We start from the raw sequence: 26,696 nt of genomic DNA on the forward strand, positions 1-26,696 counted from the left end.
CCCATGACCGTCTACGACACCACCCTGCCCTACCCGCGCGACCTCGTCGGGTACGGCCGCAATCCGCCCCATGCCCAGTGGCCCGGCGGCGCGCGCATCGCGGTGCAGTTCGTCCTCAACTACGAAGAGGGCGGCGAGAACGCCACGCTGCACGGCGACGCGGGCTCCGAGCAGTTCCTTTCCGAGATGTTCAATCCGGCGAGCTTTCCGGACCGGCACATCAGCATGGAAGGCATCTACGAGTACGGCTCGCGCGCCGGCGTCTGGCGCATCCTGCGCGAGTTCGAGAAGCGCGGCCTGCCGCTCACCGTGTTCGGCGTGGGCATGGCGCTCGAGCGCTACCCCGAACTGGCCGCGGCCTTCAAGGAACTGGGCCACGAGATCGCCTGCCACGGCTGGCGCTGGATCCACTACCAGAACCTCGACGAGGCCACCGAGCGCGAGCACATGCGCCTGGGCATGGAAGCGATTGAAAAGCTCACGGGCGAACGCGCCCTGGGCTGGTACACCGGCCGCGACAGCCCGCGCACGCGCCGCCTCGTGGCCGACTACGGCGGCTTCGAATACGACAGCGACTACTACGGCGACGACCTGCCCTTCTGGATGAAGGTGCAGAAGACCGACGGCACCGTGGTGCCGCAGCTCATCGTGCCCTACACGCTCGATTGCAACGACATGCGCTTTGCGCTGCCGCAGGGCTACTCGCACGCCGACCCGTTCTTCCAGTACATGAAGGACAGCTTCGACGCGCTCTATGCCGAAGGCGACCCGCAGGGCGACAACAGCCCCAAGATGATGAGCATCGGCATGCACTGCCGCCTGCTCGGGCGGCCCGGCCGCATCACCGCGCTGCAGCGCTTTCTCGATCACATCGGCCAGCACGAGGACGTGTGGGTCTGCCGGCGCCTGGACATCGCGCGCCACTGGAAGCAGGCCCATCCCTTCGAAGCGGCCGCCACAGGAGACCTCTCATGAGCCTGACCCTCGACCAACTGAACGCAGCAACGCCGGGCGATGCCCTGGTACTGCTCGACGGCACCTACGAACATTCGCCGTGGATCGCCGAGCGCGCGCTCGCGGCGCGCCCGTTCCGCTCGCTCGCGCACCTGAAGCATGCGCTCGTGCAGGCGGTGGCCGCGGCCTCGGCCGACGAAAAGCTGGGCCTGATCCGCGCCCACCCCGAGCTCGCGGGCAAGGCCATGGTCAGCAAGACGCTCACGGCCGAGTCGACCCATGAGCAAGGCAAGGCCGGCCTCACCGACTGCACGCCAGAAGAGTTCGCGAAGATCCAGCAGCTCAATGCCGACTACAACGCGAAGTTCGGCTTCCCGTTCATCCTGGCGGTGCGCGGGCCGCGCGGCACCGGGCTTTCCAAGCGCGAGATCATCGACACCTTCGAGCGCCGGCTGCACCATCACCCGGACTTCGAGCTGGGCGAGGCGCTGCGCAACATCCATCGCATTGCCGAGATCCGGCTCAATGACAAGTTCGGCGCCGACGTCTCGCTCGGCAACGACGTGTGGGACTGGCACGAAGCGCTCTCGGCGCACACCGACCCGGGCTATGCCGAGAAAGGCCAGCTCACCGTCACCTACCTGACCGATGCGCACCGCGCCTGCGCCGCGCAAATTTCTAGCCTGATGCGCGATTGCGGCTTCGACTCGGTGCACATCGATGCGGTCGGCAACGTGGTCGGCCGTTATGAAGGCGCCACGCCCGGTGCCAAGGCGCTGCTCACCGGCTCGCACTACGACACCGTGCGCAACGGCGGCAAGTACGACGGCCGCCTGGGCATCTTCGTGGCCGTAGCCTGCGTGCGCGAACTCAAGCGCCAGGGTCGGCGCCTGCCGTTCGCATTCGAGGTGGTGGGCTTTGCCGAAGAAGAAGGCCAGCGCTACAAGGCCACCTTTTTGGGATCGGGCGCGCTCATCGGCCACTTCGATCAGCGCTGGCTCGACCAGAAGGACGCCGACGGCATCACGATGCGCGAGGCCATGCGGCACGCGGGCCTGAAGGAAGAAGAAATTCCGAAGATCCAGCGCGATCCGGCGCGCTACCTCGGCTTCGTCGAGGTGCACATCGAGCAGGGCCCGGTGCTCACCGAACTCGACATTCCCCTGGGCATCGTCACCTCCATCAACGGCGGCGTGCGCTACGTGGGCGAGATGATCGGCATGGCCAGCCATGCCGGCACCACGCCGATGGGCCGGCGCCGCGACGCCGCCGCCGCGGTGGCCGAGCTGATCCTCTTCGCCGAGCAGCGCGCGGCAAAGGACGGCGACTCCGTCGCGACCGTGGGCATGCTCGAAGTGCCGAGCGGCTCGATCAACGTGGTGCCCGGACGCTGCAAGTTCAGCCTGGACATCCGCGCGCCCAACGATCCGCAGCGCGACGCCGTGGTGCGCGACGTGCTGGCCGCGCTGCAGGAGATTGCCGACCGCCGCGGCGTGCGCTTCGTCATCGAGGAAGCCATGCGCGCGGCCGCTGCGCCGAGCGCGCCCGCATGGCAGCAGCGCTGGGAAAAGGCCGTCGATTCGCTCGGCGTGCCGCTCTTTCGCATGCCCAGTGGCGCCGGCCACGACGCGATGAAGCTGCACGAGGTGATGCCGCAGGCCATGCTCTTCGTGCGCGGCATCAACTCGGGCATCAGCCACAACCCGCTCGAATCGAGCACCAACGACGACATTCAATTGGCTGTGCAGGCCTTCCAGCTGTTGCTGGACAACCTCGCCGCCGAACAAGCCCACTGAAAAGAAAAACCATGACCGACTACGCCAAGCTCGACGCCTGGATCGACGCCCACTTCGACGAGGAAGTGCGGTTCCTGCAGCAACTGGTGCAGGTGCCCACCGACACGCCGCCCGGCAACAACGCGCCGCACGCCGAGCGCACGGCCGAGCTGCTGAAGGACTTCGGCCTGGACGCCGAGAAGCACGCCGTACCCGCGCAGGAAGTGAAGGACTACGGCCTCGAGTCGATCACCAACCTGATCGTGCGCCGCAAGTACGGCAAGGACGGCGACGGTGGCCGCACCGTGGCCCTGAACGCCCACGGCGACGTGGTGCCTCCCGGCGAAGGCTGGACGCACGACCCCTACGGCGGCGAGATTGCCGACGGCAGCCTCTACGGCCGCGCGGCCGCCGTGAGCAAGAGCGACTTCGCGAGCTTCACCTTCGCGCTGCGCGCGCTCGAAGCCGTAGCGAAACCCGCCAAGGGCAGCGTCGAGCTGCACTTCACCTACGACGAGGAATTCGGCGGCATCCTCGGCCCGGGCTGGCTGCTCAAGCAAGGCCTGACCAGGCCCGACCTGATGATCGCGGCCGGCTTCAGCTACGAAGTGGTCACCGCGCACAACGGCTGCCTGCAGATGGAAGTGACGGTGCACGGCAAGATGGCCCACGCCGCCATTCCCACCAGCGGTATCGATGCGCTGCAGGGCGCAGTGAAGATCCTCAACGCGCTCTATGCGCAGAACACGCTCTACCAGCAGGTCACGTCGAAGGTCGAGGGCATCACGCACCCGTACCTCAACGTGGGCCGCATCGAAGGCGGCACCAACACCAACGTGGTGCCCGGCAAGGTGGCGTTCAAGCTCGACCGTCGCATGATCCCCGAGGAGAACCCGGTCGAGGTCGAGGCCACGATCCGCAAGGTCATCGCGGATGCGGCTGCGGAAAGCACCGGCATCACCGTCGAGATCAAGCGCCTGCTGCTCGCCAATTCGATGAAGCCGCTGGCCGGCAACAAGCCGCTGGTCGATGCGATCCAGAAGCACGGCCAGCAAGTGTTCGGCGAGCCCATCAAGGCCATGGGCACGCCGCTGTACACCGACGTGCGCCTCTACGGCGAAGCCGGCATTCCGGGCGTGATCTACGGCGCCGGCCCGCGCACCGTGCTCGAATCGCACGCCAAGCGCAGCGACGAACGCGTGGTGCTCGAAGACCTGCGCCGCGCCACCAAGGTGATCGCGCGCACGCTGAGCGACCTGCTGGCCTGATCCGAAGCAGCAGGCGGCGCCCGCATTGCGGGCGTCCGACGCCGCGCATCAGTCGCCGCCTACAACCGCCCGTGCGCGTCGGCGCGCAGCATGGGCTGCATGACCGAACGCAGTTCCACGCCCACCCTCACGGCCGATGCCCATGCGGTCGCGCATCGCTTCGTCGAGCTCGACGGGATGCAGGTCTTCTACCGCGAAGCCGGCCCGCGCGACGCGCCGGTGCTGCTGCTGCCGCACGGCTATCCGTGCTCGTCGTTCCAGTACCGCCGGCTCATGCCTTTGCTGGCGGACCGGTGGCGCCTGCTGGCGCCGGACTACCCGGGCTTCGGCCTCAGCGACACGCCGCCCGCCGAGGCCTTCGGCTTCGACTTCGATGCCTATGCGGGCTTTCTGGAGGCCTTCTGCCGCCAGCTGGGCCTTGATCGCTATGCGCTCTACCTGCACGACTACGGTTCGCAGATCGGCCTGCGGCTGGCCATCCGCCATCCGGAGCGCGTGGCCGCGGTGATCATCCAGAACGGCGACATCTACGAAGACACGCTCGGCCCCAAGTACCGCGCCATCCAGGCCTTCTGGCGCGATCCGTCGGCCAGCAACCGCGCGGTGCTCGAGAAGGCGGTGAACGAAGAAGGCTTTCGCGCCGAGTTCATCGGCGAGGTTCCCGAGGCCCAGGCGGCGCAGATTCCACCCGACCTCTGGAAGCTCCACTGGCCATTGATGAACACGCCGCAGCGCCGGGAACTCGCACGCCAACTGATGGAGGGCCTGAAAGAAAACCTCGAATGGTTTCCTCGCTACCAGGCCTTTCTGCGCGAGCACCAGCCGCCCGCGCTCATCGTCTGGGGGCCGAACGACGGCTACATGCCCGAGGCGTCCGCGCGCGCCTACCTGCGCGACCTGCCGAAGGCCGAGCTGGTGCTGACCGACGGCGGCCACTGGCTGCTCGAGACGCACCTCGAACAGGTGGTGCCGGTCATCCGGCGCTTCCTGTCCGCGGCCCATTCGCACTGAGCGCAATCTCCCGCGTCACGCGCAGGAACTTCTCCATGTCGGCCGCCGAGTGGCAGTGCAGCGGCGAGACCCGCACGGTGCCTTCGAGGCCGAAGGAGTCGAGCATGCGCTTCGAATAGATGCTGCTCGCCACGCGCTCGTAGACGGTCACGCCGCGCTTGCCGTACTCGACCACGGCCTGCGTGCAGTCAATGTGCTCGAAGCCGATGCCGATGATCAGGTCGCGCTTCGTCAGGTCCGGATGGTCGAGGAAGACCTTCACGCCCTCGATGCTGCGCAGGCCGGGCACGCCGCCGCTTCCGTCCAGCAGCGCCGACAGCAGGGCCCGCTCGTGCAGCTCGATGTGCGTGATGCCGGCTTCGAACAGCGCGCGGCGCCCGGTGGCCTGCGTGAAATGGCCGCCGAGCCAGCACACGTAGTCGACGATTTCGGTGAGCACGGCAAACTGCCACGGCGCGGAGCTGCCCAGGTCCCAGAAGTCGGGCTTCTTGCCCGCGAGCTTGTGGTGCGGCAGCTGCGCCGCGCGGTCCGACACCCACGACAGGCCCGAGCCGCGGCAGCCGAAGAACTTGTAGGGCGCCATGTTGATGCCGTCCACCGGTGTCTTCTGCAGGTCGATCAGGCCGTGCGGTGCGTGCTGCACGGCATCCACCACGATGTAGAGATCGGGCTTGATCTCGCGCGCGCGCCGCACGATCTGCTCCAGGTCGAGCTTGGCGCCCGAGATGTTCGAGGCATGGATCACGTTGAGCAGGCAGGTGTCCTTGTCCACCAGCCGCACGATCTCATCGGCATCGACGCCGCCGGTCTCGCGGTTGCTTTTCGCCACCCGCAGCTCGCGGCCGGCCTTCTGGGCATAGAGGCTCATCGCGTCGAACGACGAGGGATGCTCGAGCACGGTGGTGACCATGTTGGTGCCCGGCACGTTCTCGGCCACCGCGCGCACCATGTCGAACATCGCGCCCGATGCCGTCAGCGACGCATAGACGCTGCCGCCCTGCGCGTTGAGGATGGTGCGCACGTCGTCGCTGCCCCGGGCCTGGATCTGCTGCAGCTCCACGGCGGTGGCGTGGATGCGCTCGGCGTTGTCGGGAATGGCGTCGACCTGCGCGAAGCGCTCGGCCGCCGCCTTCAGCCGGAACGAGCCGCCCGCGTTGTCGAAGTACAGGCGCTCGCGCCCGTGGTGGTCGTGGTCGACGTTGAGAAAGCGCTGCTTCACCTCGCGCATCAGCGCGTCGGGGAATGCCAGGCCATTGGCGTGTGGTGTGTTTGCCGGCATTCTCAGACGCCCTTGTTGTTCGGGTTCTTGTAGGCCTCGCGCACGGCGTCGGACATCGGGAAGTTGAGGTTCACGTTGCGCGGCGGAATGGGCGACATGAACCACTTCGCATAGAGCTTGTCGATGGCGCCCGACTTCATCATCTCGGTCACGGCCTGGTCGACGATCGCCTTGAACTCGGGGTCGTCCTTGCGCATCATGATGCCGTAGGGTTCCTGGCGCAGCACGTCCTTCAGCAGCTTGTAGTCGGCGGCGTTGGGCTGGTTGGCAATGAGGCCGGCCAGCTGCACGTCGTCCAGCACGTAGGCCACGGCGCGGTCGCTCGCGAGCAGCAGGAAGGCATCGGCCGTGTCCTTGCCCGCGATCTCCTGCACCTCGATGTTCTCGGTCTTGCGGAAGCCGCGCAGCAGCTGCATCGAGGTGCTGCCCGCCACGGTGGCCACGGTCTTGCCCTGCAGGTCGGCGATCGAGTTGATGCCCGAGTTCTTTTTCACCGCGGCCGTGATGTTGGTGAGGAAATGGCTCGGCGCAAAGTCGACCTGCTGCTGGCGCTGCACGGTGTTGGTGGTGGTCGCGCAGTCGAGGTCGACCGTGCCGTTCTGCACCAGCGGAATGCGGTTGGTCGAATTGAGGAGCGTGTAGCGCACCTCGATCTTCGAAAGGCCGAGCTTGGCCTTGATGGCGTCCACCACCTTCAGGCAGATCTCGTTGGTGAAGCCGATGGGCGCGCTCTCGCCGCCGGTCTTGTAGGAGAACGGGATCTGCGTGTCGCGGCTGCCGATCTGCACCGTGCCCGTTTCCTTGATCTTGCGCAGCGTGGGGCTCTCCTGCGCGGCCGCGGCGCCGCACAGCAGCGCCATGCTGGCGCCGAGAGCGAGGGACAGTTTGAAGTTCATGGAATGTTCCTTTGAAGATGAGGCCGGAAGTACGCGGGACTGCACGGGGCGAATCTTCGGCTCCGCCTCAAATTTCCAAAAGCGATTTTTTGTGATTGAATAAGATGAATAAAAGTATTCAATTCAAGGCGCGTGCACCGTGATGACCTTCAAGCAGCTCGAGGCCCTGTACTGGATCGCCAAGCTCGGCGGCTTCGCGCAGGCGGCCAACCAGCTGCATACCTCGCAGTCGGCCGTGTCCAAGCGGGTGCATGAACTCGAGCTGCTGTTCGACACCGAGCTGTTCGACCGCAGCCAGCGCACCGCGCGGCTCACCGAAAAGGGCGAGGAGATGTTCGTGCTCGCGTCCCGGCTGCTCGAGCAGCGCGATGCCGCGGTCGAGCAGTTCAGCAAGCCCGGCGTGGTGCAGCGGCGGCTGCGCATCGGCGTGACCGAGCTCACGGCGATGACTTGGCTGCCGCGGCTGGTCGGCGTGATCCAGCGGCACTACCCCAAGGTCGTCCTCGAGCCCGACGTGGACGACAGCCTGCAGCTGCGCGACAAGCTGCTGGCCGACGAGCTCGACCTGGTGATCGTGCCCGACACCTTTGCCGATTCGCGCATGCAGAGCAAGGCCATCGGCAAGGTGCAAAGCGCCTGGATGTGCAAGCCCGGCGTGGTGGCCGCCACCGGCACCGTGCGGCTGCACGAGCTCGCGCGCCACCGCATGCTGGTGCAGGGCAAGAACTCGGGCACGGGGCGCGCCTACGACGCCTGGATGAAGGACCAGGGCGTGCAGCCCGCCGACACCATCGTGGTGAGCAACCTGGTGGCGCTGACCGGGCTCACGGTGTCGGGCCTGGGCGTGAGCTATCTTCCGCGCCGCTGCCTGGACCCGCTGGTTTCGGCCGGCATGCTCGCGGTGATCGACGTGCAGCCCGCGCTGCCGGTGGTGCGCTACGTGGCCATGCACAAGGGCGAGCACCGCAGCGCGCTGACGTCGTCGATCGTGATGCTGGCGCAGGAATGCTGCGATTTCACGCGCATGTTCCAGGCGCAGCAGGACGAAGAGCCTGCAGAATGAGCGGCATGAAAACCCGCAAGCAGACCTCGTCCACGCCCTTCATCCGTGTCGGCCCCAGCGGCGTGCACGGGCTCGGCGCCTTCGCGACGCGCGACCTGCCCGCCCAGGCCTTCCTCGGCCTCTACGAAGGCCGGCGCTACACGCAGCAGGAGATCGCCGCCAGGACGTGGAACGACCAGCTCACCTACCTGTTCACGCTCTCCAACCAGGAAACGATCGACGGCGCCAAGGGCGGCAACGGCACGCGCCACCTGAACCACGCCTGCGACCCCAACTGCGAAGCCGTCGAGGAATACGACGAGGCGGGCGAGCTGATGCTCAAGTTCCAGACCCTGGTTGCCGTGGATGCCGGCGACGAGCTGTTCATCGACTACTCGCTGACCGCGGACGACGGCTCGACCGCCGACAAATACCCCTGCCATTGCGGCTCGCCCCACTGCCGCGGAACGATGCTGTCCCCGGCCGAGGCCGACTGACCGCCCACCGGCTCCGCTCGCCCTCGAAAGGCGCCACGGCCACGGGCCAGGGCGCCTTTTTTCGTTGGCGCTGCCGGCCGCCATCTCAGGGAATCTACGGATATATGATTTGCCGGATGGGCTTGATTGCACACGGTTTTTGTATACAAATAACGCACCCGATCACCGGTGCGGAATCTGCGCTGGAAACGGTCCTCCATCCACCCATTCGCACGAGGAAAGACCATGAGCACAGTCGTCAGCCAGGCTCCCGCGGGGGCAAGCGAAGCCAGCCATGCGCCGCATGCCGAATCCAATGCACTGATCAAGCCCGGCTACCACCCGCGGCTGACCAACGAAGACCTGGCCCCGCTGCGCAAGCAGACCTGGGGCCAATACAACATCTTTGCGTTCTGGATGTCCGACGTGCACAGCGTGGGCGGCTACATCACGGCCGGCAGCCTGTTTGCGCTGGGCCTGTCGAGCTGGCAGGTGCTGGTGTCGCTGCTGGTGGGCATCGTGATCGTGCAGTTCTTCTGCAACCTGGTGGCCAAGCCGAGCCAGGTGACGGGCGTGCCCTACCCCGTGGTGTGCCGCGCGCCCTTCGGCGTGCTGGGCGCCAACATCCCGGCCATCATCCGCGGGCTGATCGCGGTGGCCTGGTACGGCGTGCAGACCTACCTGGCCTCGGCCGCTTTCATGGTGCTGGCGCTGCACTTGTTCCCGAACCTCGCGCCGTATGCCGACGTGGCGCAGCACGGCTTCGTGGGGCTCTCGGCGCTGGGCTGGGTGGCGTTCATGGTCATGTGGGTGCTGCAGGCCTTCGTGTTCTGGCACGGCATGGAAGCGATCCGCAAGTTCATCGACTGGGCCGGCCCGGCCGTGTACGTGGTGATGGCCGTGCTTTGCGGCTGGCTGGTGTGGAAGGCCGGCTGGAGCAAGATCGACCTGAACCTGGGCGGCATCAAGTTCCAGGGCTGGGACGCGCTGCCGGTGATGCTCTCGGCCATTGCGCTGGTGGTGAGTTACTTCAGCGGCCCGATGCTCAACTTCGGCGACTTCTCGCGCTACGGCAAGAGCTTCGACGCGGTGAAGAAGGGCAACTTCTGGGGCCTGCCGATCAACTTCGTGTTCTTCTCGCTGCTGACGGTGATCACCACCGCGGCCACGCTGCCGGTGTTCGGCGAGCTGATCACCGATCCGGTGCACACCGTGGGCAAGATCGACAGCACCACCGCCGTGGTGCTGGGCGCGCTGACCTTCATGATCGCCACCATCGGCATCAACATCGTCGCCAATTTCGTCTCGCCGGCCTTCGACTTTTCGAACGTGGCGCCGCAGCACATCAGCTGGCGCACGGGCGGCATGATCGCGGCGGTGGGCTCGGTGTTCCTCACGCCGTGGAACCTCTACAACAGCCCCGAGGTCATCCACTACACGCTCGACGTGCTGGGCTCCTTCATCGGCCCGCTGTTCGGCATCCTGATTGCCGATTACTACATCGTGCGCAAGCAGCGCATCGACGTGGACGCGCTCTACACCATGAGCCCCAAGGGCGAATACTGGTACAGCGGCGGCTACAACCCGAAGGCGATCCAGGCGCTGGTTCCCTCCGCGCTGGTGCCGATCCTCTGCGTGATGGTGCCGGTGCTGCGCGGTGGCGCGAACTATGCATGGTTCATCGGCATGGCACTGGGCTTCGTCATCTACGCCCTGCTGAACCGCAGCAACAAGACTTGAAACACTGAAAGAGAAAGAAAGGGCCGCGCCGTGCGCATCAAGATCATCAATCCCAACACCACCTGGAGCATGACCGAGAAGATCGGCGCCTGCGCCCGCGCGGTGGCGAGCGCCGGCACGCAGATCGTCGCGGTCAGCCCGGCCATGGGGCCGGCTTCCATCGAAAGCCACTACGACGAGGCGCTGGCCGTGCCCGGCCTGCTGCAGGAAATTGCGGCCGGCGAGCGCGAGGGCATCGACGGCTACGTGATCGCCTGCTTCGGCGACCCGGGCCTGAAGGCCGCCCGCGAACTGGCGCGTGGCCCGGTGGTGGGCATTGCCGAAGCCGCGATGCACCTGGCCAGCATGGTGGGCAGCCGCTTCAGCGTGGTGACCACGCTCGGCCGCACGATGGGCCAGGCCTGGCACCTGGCCGAGGTCTACGGCATGGAGCGCTTCTGCGCCAAGGTGCGCGCCTGCGAATTGCCGGTGCTCGAGCTCGAGGAGCCCGGCTCCCAGGCACGCGAGCGCATCGTCGACGAATGCCGCCGCGCGCTCGAGGAAGACGGCGCCGACTGCATCGTGCTCGGCTGCGCCGGCATGACCGACCTGTGCGAGCACATCGGCGGCCTGCTCGGCGTGCCGGTGATCGACGGCGTGGCTGCGGCCACCCGGCTGGTCGAATCGCTGGTCGCGCTGAAGCTCTCGACCAGCAAGCGCGGCGAGTTGGCCCATCCGCTGCCCAAGGCCATGAAGGGCGCGCTCGAGGGCTTCACCTTGCGCGGCTGACCACGCCCAGCGCGAGCGCCGCAGCCATCCGCTGAGCCACAATCTGCGCATGCCCCGCGCCAGCACCAAATCCATCGCATCCCCTGCCACCGCCGCTGTGGCCGGGAACGGCCCAGCCACCGACAAGGCCAGCTCCATTGAAAGCATCGCGCAGGACATCGCCACCGCCATCGTCGAGAAGCGCCTGCCGCCCGGCACCTGGCTGCGTGAGGAGGCGCTGGGCCGCGTCTATTCGGTGAGCCGCACCAAGATTCGCGCGGCCTTGCTGATGCTCTCGAAGGACAAGCTCATCGAGATGATTCCCGACAAGGGCGCGTTCGTGTGCCAGCCCACCGTGCAGGAGGCGCGCGAGGTGTTCGCGGTGCGCCGCATCCTCGAAAGCGAGGTGGTGCGCCTGTTCATCGCCAACGCACGGCCGCGCGACTACCAGGTACTGGAGCAGCACATCAAGTTCGAGCGCACGGCGCTGCGCCAGACCACCACCACGGGCACCGTGCGCGAGAAGGTGCTGGGCGATTTCCACGTGGCGCTGGCCGAGGCCACGGGCAACAGGACGCTGGCCGAACTGGTGCGCGAACTGGTCGCGCGCAGCTCGCTGATCGCGATGCTCTACCACTCGTCGAACGACCCGCATTGCTCGTCGGACGAGCACTCGGACTTCCTTCGCATCTGCCGCAAGGGCGACGTGGAAGGTGCCGTGCTCTGCATGATCGACCACCTGGAGCGCATCGAGGCCAGCCTGGAACTCGGCACCGAGAAGCCTGACCGCCAGCTCGACCTGGTGAAGGCGCTGCTCGCCTAGAGGAAGCCTGGGGACGATTCAGCGCCCGGCTTTCGGAGCGCGCTTCGTTGGCGCGCGCGCAGGAGTGCCGGCCGGTGCGGCTGCAGCCGTTCCCGGAGCTTCCGCACCTGCGATCAGTCCGCGCAGGAACACCATGATCAGCCGCCCCGAGGGATCCGGGCGCGTGCTGATCCTCTGCAGCGCCAGCCCATGCGACAGGGCCATGAAGGCGGCGGCCAGTTCGTCCGGTGCGGCAGGAGGCGTGCGCCCGAGCTTGCCGAACAACTGGCCGATCACGCCGCCGAGCTCGGACCGGTGCTTGTTCCACACCTTCCGGTATTCCGCAGCGAAGCTTCGGCTGCGGTTGGCATGCAGCTGGAGTTCGATGGAAAGCATGCACCAGTCGGCATCGTGATTGAGCGTGGAAGCCCAGGCTTCCAACTCGGCCAGCATCTGCCCGGGCTCCTGCTGCTCGTTGCCCATCACGCTGAAGAGCTGCGTCGCTTCCGCCTCCATGTGCCGGCGCAGCAGCTCCAAGAGGACGTCTTCCTTGCTCGAGAAGTTCGAATAGAAGGCGCCTTGGGAATAGCCCGCCTTGTCCGCGATGTCGCGGATCGATGCGCCCCCATAGCCGTTCGACACAAACAGCTGCTGCGCGGTTTCGACCAGGCGCTCGCGCGTCTGCGCCCGGCTTTCCTCGCGGGTCAGGCGCGTTCTTGCTGTCGTCGGGCTCATGCCTCAAAAGATATCACATGAACTTTGGATATCGCCCATCCAATATTCAGAAATCACTTGATATTTGAAAATGCCGCGGCTACATTCAAAACTCGTTTGATTTTTGACATTCGATTGATATGGAAAAAACCAAGGCCTCGAGGTCCGCGTTCGTCACCGGCGCGACCGGCCTTCTCGGCAACAACCTGGTGCGCGAACTGGTCGCGCGCGGCGTCTCCGTCAAGGCCCTTGTCCGCTCGAAGGCCAAGGGCCAGCAGCAGTTTGCGGGCGTGAAGGGCGTCGAACTGGTGCTGGGCGACATGGCCGATGTGCCCGCCTTCGCCGGCGCGCTGCAAGGCTGCGACGTGGTGTTCCACACCGCCGCGTTCTTCCGGGACAACTTCAAGGGCGGCAGCCACTGGCAAGAGCTCAAGCGCATCAATGTGGACGGCACGCGGCAGCTCATCGAGCAGGCCTACGGTGCGGGCATCCGGCGCTTCGTCCAGACCTCGTCCATCGCGGTGCTCAACGGCGAGCCGGGCGTGCCCATGGACGAGACCTGCCTGCGCGAGCTGGCCGACGCCGGCGACGACTACTACCGCAGCAAGATCATGGCCGACCAGGTCGTGTCGGCCTTTCTGGGCACGCACCCGGACATGCATGCGAGCTTCGTCCTGCCCGGATGGATGTGGGGGCCGGCCGATATCGGCCCCACCTCGTCAGGGCAATTCGTCAACGACGTGGTGCTCGGAAAACTGCCCGGGCTGGTGCCCGGCAGTTTTTCCGTCGTCGACGCCCGCGATGTGGCCAGGGCGCAGATCTCGGCCGCGGAGCACGGGCAGCGCGGCGAACGCTACCTGGCGGCCGGCCGCCACATGACGATGCAGGAACTGGTGCCCCTGGTGGGAAAGATCGCAGGCATCAAGACGCCGACGCGCCACTTGCCCTTTCCGCTCCTGTATCTGCTGGCGGCGGTGCAGGAGCTCTACGCGCGGACCACCGGCAAGCCCATCCTGCTCAGCCTGGCCACCGTGCGGCTGATGCGCAAGGAGGCGGGGCGCAGCCATTTCAATCACACGAAGAGCGAGCAGAAGCTTCAGCTGAAGTTTCGCCCGGTCGAGCAGACCGTTGCCGACACGCTCGCCTGGTATCGCGGCAATGGCTGGCTGCCCGGTGTGCCGACCCGAACCGAATCCTGAACAAGGGAAAAAGACCGTGACCCACAGATCGATCCTGAACCTCTCCGCGGCCTTCGCAGCCGTTCTTTGCATCGCGGCAGCGCCGCGGGAATCCGCGGCCCAGGGCCTCCCTGCCGCCAGGACCGCGGGCAGCATGGCCGAGTTCTGCAGCAAGGGGCAGGCGGAGTACCCGGGAGGCATCGCCCGCATGCACCCTTCGTTCAAATTCAACATCTGCTGGTGGCTCGAGGATGCCGGCATCGAAGCACGCAGCTTCGACGAAATCGCCGCGGCGCTGCCGGAACACGCCGGGCCGTCGCAGGCAGCCTGGCAAGCAACCTTCGACAAGCCAGCCCAGATGCATCTGGAACGGGCCCGCGCGCTCGAAGAGCGGGGCAACGGCACCGCCGCATCGGCCGAATACAAGAAGGCCGCTTTCTACCTTCGGATGAACCGGCTTCCCAAGCGCGTCCCCATGGCGGACCTGCAGGCGACCGAACGAGCCCATGCGCTCCTGGGAAAGCCGCTGCAGCGGATCGCATTCAAGACCGGCGCCAAGGAATTCATCGGCTACTTCCGGGCGCCGCCGGCACGGCCGGGCGGCAACGAGAAGCTGCCGGTGCTGGTCATTCTTGGCGGCCTCGACAACATGAAGACCGAGATGATCCGGCACAGCGACTACTTCATGGGCCGCGGCTTCGCCACCATCATTGTGGAGAACCCGGACACCGGGGAGAACCAGCTCGGCTTCCGTCCGGAGTCCCATGCGATGTTCGACACGGTGGCGGACTACATCAAGACCCGCGGCGACCTGGACGCGAGCCGCGTGGCCGTGTACGGCTGGAGCATGGGAGGCTACCTGGGAACGCTGGGGGGCCTCGGCAACGACTTCTACAAGGCGATCGTCAATGTGGGCGGCCCCAGCGATTCGAGCTTTGGGCAGGCGCATTGCAAGGTGGCTCCTGCATGGATCGTCGCGCCCTACACGATGTTTGCGAACATGAATCCGCAGACCACGCCGCGCGAAGCGATGTGCGACTACTACGAAGCATTCCAGCTCTCGCGCCAGCTGAAGAAGCCGACCGCGGTGCAGCTGCGCAAGCCCATTCTCATGGTGAACGGCGCGCGCGAAGACCTCGTCTCCCGGGACGAGCCCGCATCCCTTGCGGCGCTGGGCTTCAACGTGACGCAGCTGGTGTTCGGGGAGGACGGCCACACGGCGGAGTCGAACATGAGCGAGCACTTCGAGTTCACCGCGAACTGGCTCATGCGAAGGCTCAAGATGGAAAACTGATCCGGGTTTTCCTGCATCCGGATTGCCGCATAAATTGTATACAGTTTGGCGTACACAACGAGTGGACGCCACGGGCACCGCGCCGTCCACGCCCCTTTCCCCTTGCCGCTGCAGGAGAAACGCAATGACGGCCGACACCCTTTCCACAGTCCATCCGGTGGACCAGCGGCTGCCTTCGGGCAAGCTCGCGGCCCTGGGCCTCCAGCATGTGCTGGTGATGTACGCGGGGGCCGTTGCGGTGCCGCTGATCGTCGGCCGCGCGCTCAAGCTCTCGCCCGACGAGGTGGCGCTCCTGATCTCGGCCGACCTGTTCTGCTGCGGCATCGCCACGCTGATCCAGGCGCTGGGCGCCACGCAGTGGTTCGGCATCAGGCTGCCGGTGATGATGGGCGTGACCTTCGCATCGGTTGCGCCGATGGTGGCCATTGCCAACGCGAACCCGGGCCAGAACGGCGCGCAGCTGCTGTTCGGCGCGATCATCGGCGCGGGCGTGGTGTCGATATTGATCGCGCCGCTGGTGAGCCGCATGCTGCGCTTCTTTCCGCCGGTGGTCACGGGCACCATCATCGCGGTGATCGGCATCAGCCTGATGCGCGTGGGCATCAATTGGATCTTCGGCAACCCGGTGGGGCCGACGGCGCCCGCGCTGGTGGACCCGGTGTATGCCAAGTGGCTCGCGGAGGTGACCTCGCCGGGCAGCTCGATCCCGGCTGTGCCCAAGGGCTTTGCGATCATGCCGACGGTTCCCAACCCCAAATACGCGGACCTCTCGGGCTTTGGCGTGGCCGCGCTGGTGCTGGTGTCGATCCTGCTGATCGTCAAGTACGCCAAGGGCTTCGTCGCCAACATCTCGGTGCTGCTGGGCATCGTGATTGGCGCGGTGGTGGCCTCGATCACCGGGCTCATGACCTACGAGAAGGTGGGCAAGGCCGCGTGGGTCGACATCGTGCTGCCCTTTCACTTCGGCATGCCGCAGTTCGACCCGATCCTGATCCTCACGATGACGCTGATCATGATCGTGGTGATGATCGAGTCGACCGGCATGTTCCTCGCGCTCGGCGAGATGACCGACCGGAAGATCACGCAGAAGGACCTGGCCAAGGGCCTGCGCACCGACGGCCTGGGCACGCTGATCGGCGGCATCTTCAATACCTTTCCGTACACCAGCTTCTCGCAGAACGTGGGCCTGGTGGCCGTCACGGGCATCAAGAGCCGGTACGTCTGCGTGGCCGGCGGCGTGATCCTGATCGTGCTGGGGCTGCTGCCCAAGATGGCGGCGCTGATCGAATCGCTGCCCACGGTGGTGCTCGGAGGCGCGGGCCTGGTGATGTTCGGCATGGTGGCGGCCACGGGCATCCGCATTCTCTCGGGCGTGGACTTCAAGACCAACCGGCACAACGCGATGATCGTGGCGGTGTCGATCGGCATCGGCATGATTCCGCTCATCGCGCCCAACTTCAAGCAGTGGATGCCGCATGCGATCCACTCGCTGATCGAGTCGGGCATCCTGCTGGCGTCGATCAGCGCGGTGCTGCTGAACCTGTTCCTCAATGGCGCGAAGCACGACGAAGAGGCCGTGATCGCGGCAGCCAAGCAGGCCGAAGCCCACTAGAGACTGTCAGATCATCGCGAGCGGCGCCTTGCGGCGCGGCGGCGGATGCAGGCGGTCGAGTTCGGCGAGGGTGGCCGCATCGAGCTTCAGGTCGGCGGCGGCGAGGTTCTCTTGCAGGTGCGCGCTGCGCACGGCCTTCGGGATCGCGGCGACGCCGGGCCGCGCGAGCACCGCGGCCAGTGCGAGCTGCGCGGCGCTCATGCCGAGCTGCGCGGCCAGCGCTTGCAGTGCGTCGTCCGAAGCCAGAGCGCCCTGGTCGATCGGGCTGTAGGCCATCAGCGGCATGCCGCGTTCGCGCAGCCAGGGCAGCAGGCTGAACTCCGGGCCGCGCTCGGCCAGCGACAGGTACACCTGGTTGACCGAGCAGCCTGGACCCGACCCAATGAGCGGCACCAGCTCCTGCATGTCGTCGATGTCGAAGTTGCTCACGCCCCAGCGCGCGATGCGCCCCTTGGCCACCAGCGCCTGCATCGCATCGACCGTTTCGCGCAGCGGGTGGCTGCCGCGCCAGTGCAAGAGGTACAGGTCGATCGTGTCGAGCCCGAGCCGCTTCAGGCTGCGCTCGCAGGCGTCGGGCGTGCCGCGCCGGCTCGCGTTGTGCGGGTAGACCTTGCTGACGATGAAGAGCGCCTCGCGCCGCACGTCGCCCGCGCGCAGGGCCTCTGCCAGGGCCTGTCCGAGCACGGTTTCCGCGCCGCCCTCGCCATACATCTCGGCGGTGTCGATCAGCCGGTAGCCCATGGCGATGGCTTCGCGCACCGCGGCAACCTCGGCCGCACGGCGGCCTGCGGCTTCGCCCATGCGCCAGGTGCCGAGGCCGAGCACCGGCATCTCGCCGCCGGCCGGGAGTGAAAGGGTTCGCATGGGCGCGATGGTACGGCGGCCCCGGCGGCCGATCCGGGGATCAGGGCAAAATCCCCGCTCGCCGCCCGGTCGGCCCTCCCCTGCCATGCCTCCCCTGCCTTCCCTCCCACCCGACACGCCCACGGCTCGCCCGCACCGCGGCCGCTGGCGCGCGCTGCTCGCGTGGACGGCCGCCGTGGCCGTGGCGCTGCTGCTGATCGGCGCGGCGGGCCAGTGGGCCGCGGCCCGCGAGGCGAGCTTCCAGGCAGACTCGATCCGCCGCGCGATGGAAGTCCACGTGCTGGGCCTGCGCGATGCCGCCGGCAAGTACGGCTACCTGCCGCGCACCGCGGGCATGCACCCGGACGTCTTCGAGGTGCTGGCGCATCCGCGCGACCCGGCGGCGCAGCAGCGCGCCAACCGCTACATCGAAGAGGTGAACCGCCATGCGGGCTCCGATGCGCTCTACCTGATCGACTTGCAGGGCCTCACGCTGGCGGCGAGCAACTGGGCCACGCCGCAGAGCTTCGTCGGCGAGTCCTATGCCAACCGGCCCTACTTCATCGACGCGCGCGCGGGCCGCAGCGGCCTCTTCTACGGCGTGGGCCAGACCACCGGCGAGCCGGGGCTCTTCATGTCCTCGCCGGTACGCTCCGAGGCCGGCGCCGTGCTGGGCGTGCTGACGGTCAAGATCAGCCTGCGCCAGCTCCAGGAGGCCTGGACCTTCGCGCGCGAGCCGATCCTCTTGGCCGATGCGCGCGGCATCGTGTTCCTGAGCTCGGTGCCGGCCTGGATGTACCAGGCCAAGCGGCCGCTCGCCGCCGCCGACCTGGACCGCCTGAAGCGCGAGCAGCAGTACGGCGACCGCACCGGCTTCCCGCCGCTGCCATGGACGGTGGCGCGCGAGGAAGGGCATCCGGGCTACCTCGTGCGCACCGACATCGGCGGCCAGGCGCGCCGCTTCCTCGCGCTGGACGAGCCGCTGCCCGACCTGGGCTGGACGCTGACCGTGATGGCCGACCATTCGGAGGTCACCCGCGCGCGCGAGCGCACCTGGATGCTGGGCCTGCTGTGCGCGGGCGTGCTGCTGCTGGGCGGGCTCTACTGGCAGCTGCGCGAGCGCCGCTTTGCCGAGCAGCGCGACGCGCGGCGCGACCTGGAGCTGCGGGTGCGCGAACGCACCCACGCGCTGGACGAGGCCCACGCCTTCCGCAAGGCGATGGAAGACTCGCTGCTGGTGGGCATGCGCGCACGCGACCTCGAAGGCCGCATCATCTATGTCAACCCCGCCTTCTGCGAGATGACCGGCTACGGCGCCGACGAACTGCTCGGCCGGCTGCCGCCCTACCCCTACTGGCACCCCGACGACGTGGCGCAGCACTGGCTGCATTACCAGGCGATGATGAGCGGGCAGCCTGCGCGCTCGGGCTTCGAGTCGCGGCTGCGGCACCGCGATGGGCACGAGGTCATCACCATGGTCTACACCGCGCCGCTGATCGATGCCGATGGCCGCCACAGCGGCTGGATGAGTTCGGTGGTCGACATCACCGAGCAGAAGCGCGCCGAGCTGCGCCAGCGCCAGAACGACGAGCAGCTGCAGCATGCGCAGCGCCTGGCCAGCCTGGGCGAGATGGCCTCCACGCTGGCGCACGAGCTGAACCAGCCGCTGATGGCGCTGAGCAATTTCGCGAGTGCGGCCAAGGCCTTCGCGGAACAGGGCAACCAGGCGCTGCTGGCCAGCAGCCTCGACGAGACCATGGCGCAGGCCCGGCGCAGCGCCGAGATCGTGCGGCGCATCCGCGGCTTCGTGCGCCAGCGCACCATCGGCACCGAGGATTGCGCGGTGGCGTCGCTGGTCAGCAACGCGCTGGCGCTGCTGCAGGGCGAGATGCGGATGCGCCAGGCGCGCGCCGAGGTGCGCCTGCGGCCAGACCTGCCCGAGGTGCGCGGCGACCGCGTGCTGCTGGAGCAGGTGCTGCTGAACCTGCTGTCCAACAGCCTGCACGCCATGCAGGCCGCGCCGCCCGAGCAGCGGCTGGTGGAAATCGACGCCGAGGTGAGCGAAGGCCGCATGCACATCCACGTGGCCGACAGCGGGCCGGGCATCGACGCGGCGCTGGCCGAGCAGGTGTTCGCGCCCTTCTTCACCACCAAGACCGGCGGGCTCGGGCTGGGCCTGAACATCTGCCGCACCATCGTGGAGGCCCACCGCGGCCGGCTGTCCTTTGCCAACCGGGCCGGCGGTGGCACAGTTTTCACCCTCGAACTGGAAATCTCAGCCCCGTGACCGCCCTTGCCAACCACCTGTGCATCGTCGACGACGACGAGGCCGTGCGCCGCTCGCTGGGCCTCCTGCTGCTGTCGCGCGGCCATGCGGTGCAGGCCTTTGCCTCGGGCGAGGCCTTCCTGGCCGGCGCCGACCTGCAGCGCCCGGGCTGCGTCGTGCTGGACCTGCGCATGGAGGGCATGAGCGGGCTGCAGGTGTTCGATGCGTTGCGCGCGCAGGACAGCCCGCTGGTGGTGATCTTCCTGTCCGGCCACGGCGACATTCCGATGGCGGTCGAGGCGGTGCAGAACGGCGCCTTCGGCTGGCTCGAGAAGCCCTGCAACGACGAGCGCCTGCTCGAGAGCATCGCCAGGGCACTGCAGAAGGCCGAGGAGATCGCCGTGCGCCGGCAGGCCCGGCAGGCCGCCGAGGCCCTGTGGTCCAAGCTCACGCCGCGCGAGATGCAGGTGGCCCGGCTGGTCGCCCAGGGCCTGCCCAACAAGCGCATTGCGCTGGAGCTCGCGCCGCTGGAGCAGCGCACGGTGGAAACACACCGCGCCCATGTGTTCGCCAAGCTCGGCCTGTCGAACAGCCACGAGCTCGACCGCTTCCTGCGCGAGCACGGTTTGTAACTCTTTCTAGGTATTTACCCTTGCGTACACGTACGTAGCGCCGCGGCGGGCGGCTACGGACGACAGCGCGGCCCCGGCCGGACAGACTTGCCGGCACGGCTTTCCGCGGCTCCGCGGGGGCCCCCAGCCAGAGACAAGGACCCCCGAATGACCGCCATTGCCAGCGCCACCGCCGGTGCCTCCAGCCCGGACGCGACCAGCGCCAACGCGCCCAACACCACGCCCTACACCTTCGAGGAAAAGCGCAAGCGCATCTTCGCCATCTTTGCCGCCTCGTCCGGCAACCTGGTGGAGTGGTTCGACTTCTACGTCTACGCCTTCTGCGCGATCTACTTCGCGCCCTCGTTCTTTCCCAAGTCGGACCCCACGGTCCAGCTGCTGAACACGGCGGGCGTGTTCGCTGCCGGCTTCCTGATGCGCCCGATCGGCGGCTGGCTGTTCGGCCGGCTGGCCGACCGCAAGGGCCGCAAGACCTCGATGGTGACCTCGGTCGTCATGATGTGCGTGGGCTCGCTGGTCATTGCCTGCCTGCCCACCTATGCGCAGATCGGCGCCTGGGCGCCCGCGCTGCTGCTGGCCGCGCGCCTCTTGCAGGGCCTGTCGGTCGGCGGCGAGTACGGCACCACCGCCACCTACATGAGCGAGGTGGCCATGCGCGGCCAGCGCGGCTTCTTCTCGTCGTTCCAGTACGTCACGCTCATCGGCGGCCAGCTCTTGGCGGTGGTGGTCGTGGTGGTGCTGCAGCAGCTGCTCGACGATGCCGAACTCAAGGCCTGGGGCTGGCGCATTCCCTTTGTGCTGGGCGCCGTGGCGGCCATCGTGGCGCTGATGCTGCGCCGCACGCTGACCGAGACCGCCAGCACCCAGACCCGCGCCGCCAAGGGCGCCGGCAGCGTCGCCGAGCTGTTCAAACACCACAAGCGCGCCTTCTTCGTGGTGCTGGGCTACACGGCCGGCGGCTCGCTGATCTTCTACACCTTCACCACCTACATGCAGAAGTACCTGGTGAACTCGGCCGGGATGTCGATCAAGACCGCCAGCAACGTGATGACCGCCTGCCTGTTCATCTACATGTGCATGCAGCCGCTGTTCGGCGCGCTGTCGGACCGCATCGGCCGGCGCAGCAACATGCTGCTGTTCGGCGCGCTCGGCGCACTGATGACGGTGCCCGTCTTGAGCAACCTGCAGAGCGTGGGCAGCCCGCTGATGGCCGGCGTGCTGATCACGCTGGCGCTCGCGGTGGTGAGCTTCTACACCTCGATCAGCGGCATCGTGAAGGCCGAGATGTTCCCGCCCGAAGTGCGCGCGCTGGGCGTGGGCCTGTCGTATGCCGTGGGCAATGCCATCTTCGGCGGCAGCGCCGAATACGTGGCGCTGGGCCTGAAGTCGATCGGCCACGAGTCGTACTTCTACTGGTACGTGACCGCAATGATGGGCGTGGCCTTCATGGTGAGCCTGCTGCTGCCCAAGCAGGCAAGCTACCTGCACCACGACAAGTAGCCGCGCAAGCGGCGTGCGGCCTCAGAAAAGGATCACCCACTCCCCGCGCAGGTAGCGGTACTGGTAGCTGGGCCCCGAGAAGGTGGTGCTGCGGCTGTAGCCGGCGCCAAAGCGAAAGACCTGCGATCCCCTCACGGGGCTTTGCAGGTTCACGTCCAAAAGCCGCGTCGGCTGCCGGAACTCGTGGTTGATCGTCTCGGTGCCGAGCCCGGCCGTGACCGCGAGGGTCCAGCCCGAAAAGCGCTGCCGCCAGCCGACCGCCAGCATCGCCTCGCTGTAGTTCTTCGGATTGAAATAGGCCCGGTCCACGTCCTCGTGGCTGCTGCGGTAGGTCCGATAGCGCGCCTGCAGGGTCAGGCCCAGGTCGAGCGACGGCTGGTAGATCAGCCGCAGGCGGCCGTGGTCGCGCCGGTTGCCGTCGGAAAAATACTGCTGCGCCGCGAGACCGACCAGGGTCACGTGGCTTCCAAGCCCCTGGTCGACGGCCACGCCGACAAAGGAAAAATCGATGCCGCGGTCCAGCGACTTCGGCGTTTCGACCCAGTCGCGCGTCACGAGGAATTCCACCGCCGTGCTCTTGGTGGGCGACAGGCGGTAGCTGCCGTCGAGCGTGAGCAGCGTGTGCCCGCCCTGCTCGAACGCGCCGACCTCGATTGCGCCACCGTCCGTGGTTTTCGTTTCGACCGAACGGGCCAGGAACGAGATCTTCTTGCCGGCCCTTTGCCAGTTGCCCTGCTTGTATTGGTAGTCACCGAGCCGGAACCCCAGGTAGCGGTCGGCATTTTCAAACGCGGGAAAGAACTCCACCGACACCCGGCGCGACTGGAAATTGTCGCTGTCGCCGGTGATGAAGAATTCCGGGCCAAAGGCCATGCCGGCCGGTTTTTCGTTTGTCTTTTCTTCCTCCGCCCTGCAGGGAGCGGCCAGCACCAGGCAACCCAGGGAAGCGGCGGCAAGACACCTCGGCAGCCCCTTCATTTGGTTCCCCAGGCCTTGGGCTTCCTGAACAGCTCATCGAGGTAGCCGAGCACGCTGGCAGGCTGCAGGATCAGGCTGTACAGCAGCACGTAGACGAAGAAGCCCTGGACGTTCTTTCGCACCACGAGGCCTGTCTTCCTGAACATCCGGCGTTCGATCCGGAACATGAGCAGGCTCAATGCGAAGGTGGCCGGGATCAACGCGAGGGTCATGATCCCGACGATCCAGTAGTGGCCGAAGAACGCGAGGATGATTCCGGGAATGAAGCCGATGGTGCATGCCAGGTCCAGCCACGGAAACAGCAGGTTCCAATAGATGAAGAAGGTCGACAGGCGCGGCTTGACCAGGATCCCCGGGTGCTTGATGAAGGCTTCCGCCATGCCCCGCGCCCATCGCTGGCGCTGCTTGACCAATTGCTTGACGGTGGTGGGCACATTGGTGAACAGGCACGCGTCCTCGCAGTGGCCCACCCGGTAGCCGGCTTTCAGCAGGGCCCAGGTGAGCACGATGTCCTCGCCCACGCATTCGGGCCATCCGCCAACCTCGACCAGCGCGGCCCGGTCGTAGATCGAAAACGCACCCTGCGCAACCAGGGTGCCCTGGAACAGCGACTGCACGCGCTTGATGGCGGCAATGCCATGGAAGTAGTCCCATTCCTGGCAGCGGGTGATCCAGTTCAGCCGCGAGTTGCGGACCAGGATCTTTCCTGCGACGGCCCGCGTATGGGGCGGGTCGGCGCGATAGCGCTCGACGATGCTGGTCAAAGCGCCACGGTAGAGGAAGGAGTCGGCATCGACGGTGATGACCAGGTCGTGCGCCACCTCCTTGAACCCGATGTTCAGCGCGCGCGCCTTGCCGCCATTCTTTTCCAGGTCCAGGAAGGTCAGCCACGGATACCGTTCCCGGGCACGCTGCACGACAAGCGAGGTGCCGTCCGCAGACCCGTCGTTGATCACGATCACCTGCAGTTCGCCCGGGTAGTTCTGCCGATCGATGCTGACCAGCGTCTCGTCGATGGACGCTTCCTCGTTGTAGGCGGCAATCAGGATGGAGATCGGGGGATAGACGGCCAACGCGGGATGCGCCGGCCTCCTGTCCAGCAGCAGGCTGATGGCCAGGAACGCATTCATGAAGCCCGGAACAACGGCAATGCCATACACCAGGAAAATGGCCAGGGCCATCCCCACCCGATCCGTCAGGTCGGCCAGCCAGGGGCCCGCGGCCCATATCGAGAACCACATCCAGGCGCTGGCGCCAATCAACGCAATGACAAACTTGCCCGATACGGGCAGGTAAATCATTGGCTGCAGCGCCTTCTGGCCTTCTTCGTTCATGTCGCTCTCGAGTGTTCCATCGAATGTAACTCTCGACAAACGACGCGAACAGTCTGGTTACATTCTTGGAGACTGTTAACAACACTGGGAGACGCTGCGCCCCGGCCCCTTCAACCCAGGAGCCCGGGAATACCCTCTGCCTCCCTCGAAGTCTTCTTGCCTACATTGCTTGTATGCAAGAAAAGCGATCCTTGCATGCAAACACCGCCAAGACATACAAGGAGACTTCCATGCCTCGCTTCGCCAAATCGCTCTTCGGCCAGGTCGTCATTGCCCTGGTGCTCGGCGTGCTCGCCGGCCTCTTCTTGCCGGAGTTCGCCGTCAAGCTCAAGCCGCTCGGCGACGGCTTCATCAAGCTGATCAAGATGATCATCCCGGTGCTGGTGTTCTGCGTGGTGGTGCACGGCATCGCGGGCGCGGGCGACCTCAAGCGCGTGGGGCGGGTCGGCGTGAAGGCGCTGATCTACTTCGAGGTGCTCACCACCGTTGCGCTGGCGCTGGGGCTGGTGCTGGCCTTCGTGTTCCAGCCCGGCGTGGGCATGAACGTGGACCCGGGCAAGCTCGACGCCACGGCCATGAGCGCCTATGCCTCGAACGCCGACAAGCTCACCAGCGGCGGCACGGTCGAGTTCCTGATGAAGCTGATCCCCACCACGGTGGTCAACGCCTTTGCCACCGGCGACGTGCTGCAGGTGCTGCTGTTCGCGGTGCTGTTCGGATGCGCGCTGTCGCTCTTGGGCGAGCGTGGCAAGCCGGTGGCCGCGGTGGTGGATGCGCTTTCGCTGGTGCTGTTCAAGATCATGGGCATCCTCATCAAGCTGGCGCCGCTCGGCGTGCTGGGGGCCATTGCGTTCACGGTGGGCAAGTACGGCATCGGTTCGCTCAAGCAGCTGGGCATGCTGGTGGCCCTCTTCTACGGCGCGGTGCTGGTCTTCGTGTTCGTGGTGCTCGGGCTGGTCATGCGCATGTCGGGCTTCAGCCTCTGGAAGCTGCTGCGCTACCTGCGCGAGGAGCTGGCCATCGTGTTTGCCACCACCTCGTCGGACAGCGTGCTGCCGCAGATCATGGCCAAGCTGCGCCGCATGGGCATCCGCGACTCGACAGTGGGCCTGGTGATTCCCACGGGCTATTCGTTCAACCTGGACGCCTTCTCGATCTACATCACGCTCGCGGCGGTGTTCATCGCGCAGGCCACCAACACGCCGATCTCGATGGCGGACCTGCTGACCATCCTGGCGATCGCGCTGGTCACCTCCAAGGGCGCGCACGGCGTGCCGGGCTCGGCCATCGTGGTGCTGGCCGCCACGCTGCACGCGATTCCCGCCATTCCGGCCATCGGGCTGGTGCTGGTGCTCTCGGTCGACTGGTTCATGGGCATCGCGCGCGCGCTGGGCAACCTGATCGGCAACTGCGTGGCCACGGTGGCCATCGCGGCCTGGGAAGGCGACATCGACCGCGAGCGCGCCCATGCGGTGCTCGACGGCTCCTACTCCCCGGACGACGAGCCGCTGGCCGAGCCCGAGGTGCCGGCCGTCCCCGTGGGCGCCGGCGCCGCCAGCCGCTGAAAACGCGCGATGGCGACCGACGTCAACCCCACCTCCATCGCCGAGCGCGTGGTCGAGGCCATCCTGGCGCAAAAGCTCGCGCCGGGCGAGCGGCTGGGCGAGCAGGCGCTGGCCGAGAACTTCGCGGTGAGCCGGACCATGGTGCGCGAGGCGCTCATGCAGCTGCAGGCGCGCGGCTTCGTCGAGGTGCAGTCGCGCCGCGGCTGGTACGTGGTGGAGCCCTCGGCCGAGGAAGCGCGCGACGCCTTCTCGGCGCGGCGCATCGTCGAGGCGGGCATCCTGGCCGAAAGCGAAGGCCGGCCGCTGCAGCAGGCCATCCGCAAGCTGCGCGACCACATTGCAGACGAGCAGCGCGCCATCGAGGGCGCCGACGCCGCCACGCGCGCCTTCCTGCTGGCCGATTTCCACGTCTGCCTGGCCGAGCAGATGGGCCACCAGTTGCTGGTCGACGTGCTGCGCGACCTCACGGCCCGCACCACGCTGGCCGCCACGCTCTACCAGTCCAGGCACGAGGCCGGCCAGTCCTGCGCGGAGCACGGCGCCATCGTGGCCGCGCTGGAGGCCGGCGACACGGCCCGGGCGCGCCAGCTGATGATCGAGCACATCGGCAACGTCGAGCGCTCGCTCGAGGTCGAAACCACGGCCGGGCCCGACGCGCCCGCCCGGCTGCGCGCCACGCTGGCGCCGGTGGCGCTGCCGCGCGCCAGGCGCTGACCTCCGGGCGCCCGGTGGCGCCACCGCACAAGGGCGTGCCGACCGACACGGCGGTGCATTCAGGCTCGGCTACAGT

23 protein-coding genes are annotated in these 26,696 nt (G+C 67.0%); 17 read left to right on the forward strand and 6 right to left on the reverse strand.

What is annotated here, in order from left to right:
- Window positions 1–3: 3 nt before the first annotated feature.
- From puuE to AC1DMS_RS14265, 4 genes are all read left to right on the forward strand, one after another.
- Entirely contained in the window at window positions 4–975 is a 972-nt protein-coding gene (gene puuE / locus AC1DMS_RS14250) for an allantoinase PuuE (protein WP_478181248.1), read from the forward strand.
- Window positions 972–2,750, forward strand: a complete 1,779-nt coding sequence (gene uraD, locus AC1DMS_RS14255; protein WP_478181249.1) for a 2-oxo-4-hydroxy-4-carboxy-5-ureidoimidazoline decarboxylase — start codon at window positions 972–974, stop codon at window positions 2,748–2,750. The genes puuE and uraD overlap by 4 nt, the downstream gene beginning before the upstream one ends.
- Window positions 2,751–2,761: 11 nt before the next feature.
- A complete protein-coding gene (locus AC1DMS_RS14260) occupies window positions 2,762–3,997 on the forward strand; it encodes a M20 family metallopeptidase (RefSeq protein ID WP_478181250.1) in 1,236 nt (411 codons plus the stop codon).
- Window positions 3,998–4,096: 99 nt separating this feature from the next.
- Window positions 4,097–5,008, forward strand: coding sequence for an alpha/beta fold hydrolase (locus tag AC1DMS_RS14265; RefSeq protein ID WP_478181251.1), 912 nt, complete (start codon window positions 4,097–4,099; stop codon window positions 5,006–5,008).
- Here AC1DMS_RS14265 and AC1DMS_RS14270 read toward each other — a convergent pair.
- Together AC1DMS_RS14270 and AC1DMS_RS14275 are read right to left on the reverse strand one after the other, a co-directional pair.
- Window positions 4,971–6,287 carry an aminotransferase class V-fold PLP-dependent enzyme gene (locus tag AC1DMS_RS14270; RefSeq protein WP_478181252.1) on the reverse strand — a complete coding sequence of 439 codons (1,317 nt, stop codon included), beginning with the start codon at window positions 6,285–6,287 and terminating at the stop codon, window positions 4,971–4,973. The two genes, AC1DMS_RS14265 and AC1DMS_RS14270, sit on opposite strands and share 38 nt — an antisense overlap.
- Window positions 6,288–6,289: 2 nt before the next feature.
- Entirely contained in the window at window positions 6,290–7,183 is an 894-nt protein-coding gene (locus AC1DMS_RS14275) for an amino acid ABC transporter substrate-binding protein (RefSeq protein ID WP_478181253.1), read from the reverse strand.
- Between the two features lie 142 nt (window positions 7,184–7,325).
- Here AC1DMS_RS14275 and AC1DMS_RS14280 point away from each other — a divergent pair, with 142 nt between their 5' ends.
- From AC1DMS_RS14280 to AC1DMS_RS14300, 5 genes are all read left to right on the forward strand, one after another.
- Entirely contained in the window at window positions 7,326–8,246 is a 921-nt protein-coding gene (locus AC1DMS_RS14280) for a LysR family transcriptional regulator (protein ID WP_062365868.1), read from the forward strand.
- On the forward strand, window positions 8,243–8,722 hold the full coding sequence (locus tag AC1DMS_RS14285) for an SET domain-containing protein (protein ID WP_015866710.1): 480 nt from the start codon (window positions 8,243–8,245) through the stop codon (window positions 8,720–8,722). The genes AC1DMS_RS14280 and AC1DMS_RS14285 overlap by 4 nt, the downstream gene beginning before the upstream one ends.
- 225 nt (window positions 8,723–8,947) lie before the next feature.
- On the forward strand, window positions 8,948–10,441 hold the full coding sequence (locus tag AC1DMS_RS14290; protein WP_478181254.1) for an NCS1 family nucleobase:cation symporter-1: 1,494 nt from the start codon (window positions 8,948–8,950) through the stop codon (window positions 10,439–10,441).
- 30 nt (window positions 10,442–10,471) lie between these two features.
- Window positions 10,472–11,209 (forward strand): aspartate/glutamate racemase family protein, encoded by a 738-nt coding sequence (locus AC1DMS_RS14295; RefSeq protein ID WP_478181255.1) that lies wholly within the window; start codon window positions 10,472–10,474, stop codon window positions 11,207–11,209.
- Window positions 11,210–11,258: 49 nt separating this feature from the next.
- Window positions 11,259–12,011, forward strand: coding sequence for a GntR family transcriptional regulator (locus tag AC1DMS_RS14300; protein ID WP_478181256.1), 753 nt, complete (start codon window positions 11,259–11,261; stop codon window positions 12,009–12,011).
- Between the two features lie 18 nt (window positions 12,012–12,029).
- Here AC1DMS_RS14300 and AC1DMS_RS14305 read toward each other — a convergent pair whose 3' ends face one another.
- Complete coding sequence (locus AC1DMS_RS14305; protein ID WP_478181257.1) at window positions 12,030–12,725, reverse strand: TetR/AcrR family transcriptional regulator; 696 nt, start codon at window positions 12,723–12,725, stop codon at window positions 12,030–12,032.
- Between the two features lie 119 nt (window positions 12,726–12,844).
- On the opposite strand from AC1DMS_RS14305, the gene AC1DMS_RS14310 reads away from it, so the two are divergent.
- From AC1DMS_RS14310 to AC1DMS_RS14320, 3 genes are all read left to right on the forward strand, one after another.
- Window positions 12,845–13,903, forward strand: a complete 1,059-nt coding sequence (locus tag AC1DMS_RS14310) for an SDR family oxidoreductase (protein ID WP_478181258.1) — start codon at window positions 12,845–12,847, stop codon at window positions 13,901–13,903.
- A 16-nt stretch (window positions 13,904–13,919) separates the two neighbouring features.
- Complete coding sequence (locus tag AC1DMS_RS14315; protein WP_478181259.1) at window positions 13,920–15,176, forward strand: alpha/beta hydrolase family protein; 1,257 nt, start codon at window positions 13,920–13,922, stop codon at window positions 15,174–15,176.
- Between the two features lie 124 nt (window positions 15,177–15,300).
- Window positions 15,301–16,788, forward strand: coding sequence for a nucleobase:cation symporter-2 family protein (locus AC1DMS_RS14320; RefSeq protein WP_478181260.1), 1,488 nt, complete (start codon window positions 15,301–15,303; stop codon window positions 16,786–16,788).
- Window positions 16,789–16,794: 6 nt separating this feature from the next.
- Here AC1DMS_RS14320 and AC1DMS_RS14325 read toward each other — a convergent pair whose 3' ends face one another.
- On the reverse strand, window positions 16,795–17,652 hold the full coding sequence (locus tag AC1DMS_RS14325) for an aldo/keto reductase (protein ID WP_478181261.1): 858 nt from the start codon (window positions 17,650–17,652) through the stop codon (window positions 16,795–16,797).
- Between the two features lie 85 nt (window positions 17,653–17,737).
- Here AC1DMS_RS14325 and AC1DMS_RS14330 point away from each other — a divergent pair, with 85 nt between their 5' ends.
- The 3 genes from AC1DMS_RS14330 (at window position 17,738) to AC1DMS_RS14340 (ending at window position 22,029) form a co-directional block, all read left to right on the forward strand.
- Entirely contained in the window at window positions 17,738–19,918 is a 2,181-nt protein-coding gene (locus tag AC1DMS_RS14330) for a sensor histidine kinase (RefSeq protein ID WP_478181262.1), read from the forward strand.
- The gene (locus AC1DMS_RS14335; protein WP_478181263.1) at window positions 19,915–20,529 is read left to right on the forward strand and encodes a response regulator transcription factor; all 615 of its coding nucleotides are present in this window, start codon (window positions 19,915–19,917) and stop codon (window positions 20,527–20,529) included. Before AC1DMS_RS14330 ends, AC1DMS_RS14335 begins: the two co-directional genes overlap by 4 nt.
- 147 nt (window positions 20,530–20,676) lie before the next feature.
- The gene (locus AC1DMS_RS14340; protein ID WP_478181264.1) at window positions 20,677–22,029 is read left to right on the forward strand and encodes an MFS family transporter; all 1,353 of its coding nucleotides are present in this window, start codon (window positions 20,677–20,679) and stop codon (window positions 22,027–22,029) included.
- Between the two features lie 21 nt (window positions 22,030–22,050).
- On the opposite strand, the gene AC1DMS_RS14345 is transcribed toward AC1DMS_RS14340, so the two are convergent.
- Window positions 22,051–22,902 carry a porin family protein gene (locus tag AC1DMS_RS14345; RefSeq protein ID WP_244883722.1) on the reverse strand — a complete coding sequence of 284 codons (852 nt, stop codon included), beginning with the start codon at window positions 22,900–22,902 and terminating at the stop codon, window positions 22,051–22,053.
- Window positions 22,903–23,003: 101 nt separating this feature from the next.
- Window positions 23,004–24,341, reverse strand: a complete 1,338-nt coding sequence (locus AC1DMS_RS14350) for a glycosyltransferase family 2 protein (protein WP_015866723.1) — start codon at window positions 24,339–24,341, stop codon at window positions 23,004–23,006.
- Between the two features lie 230 nt (window positions 24,342–24,571).
- Here AC1DMS_RS14350 and AC1DMS_RS14355 point away from each other — a divergent pair, with 230 nt between their 5' ends.
- Both AC1DMS_RS14355 and AC1DMS_RS14360 read left to right on the forward strand, forming a co-directional pair.
- The gene (locus AC1DMS_RS14355; protein ID WP_412511600.1) at window positions 24,572–25,906 is read left to right on the forward strand and encodes a C4-dicarboxylate transporter DctA; all 1,335 of its coding nucleotides are present in this window, start codon (window positions 24,572–24,574) and stop codon (window positions 25,904–25,906) included.
- A 9-nt stretch (window positions 25,907–25,915) separates the two neighbouring features.
- Window positions 25,916–26,620 (forward strand): GntR family transcriptional regulator, encoded by a 705-nt coding sequence (locus AC1DMS_RS14360; protein WP_018905322.1) that lies wholly within the window; start codon window positions 25,916–25,918, stop codon window positions 26,618–26,620.
- Window positions 26,621–26,696 lie beyond the last annotated feature (76 nt).

Source organism: Variovorax sp. 05T418 (assembly GCF_056396385.1).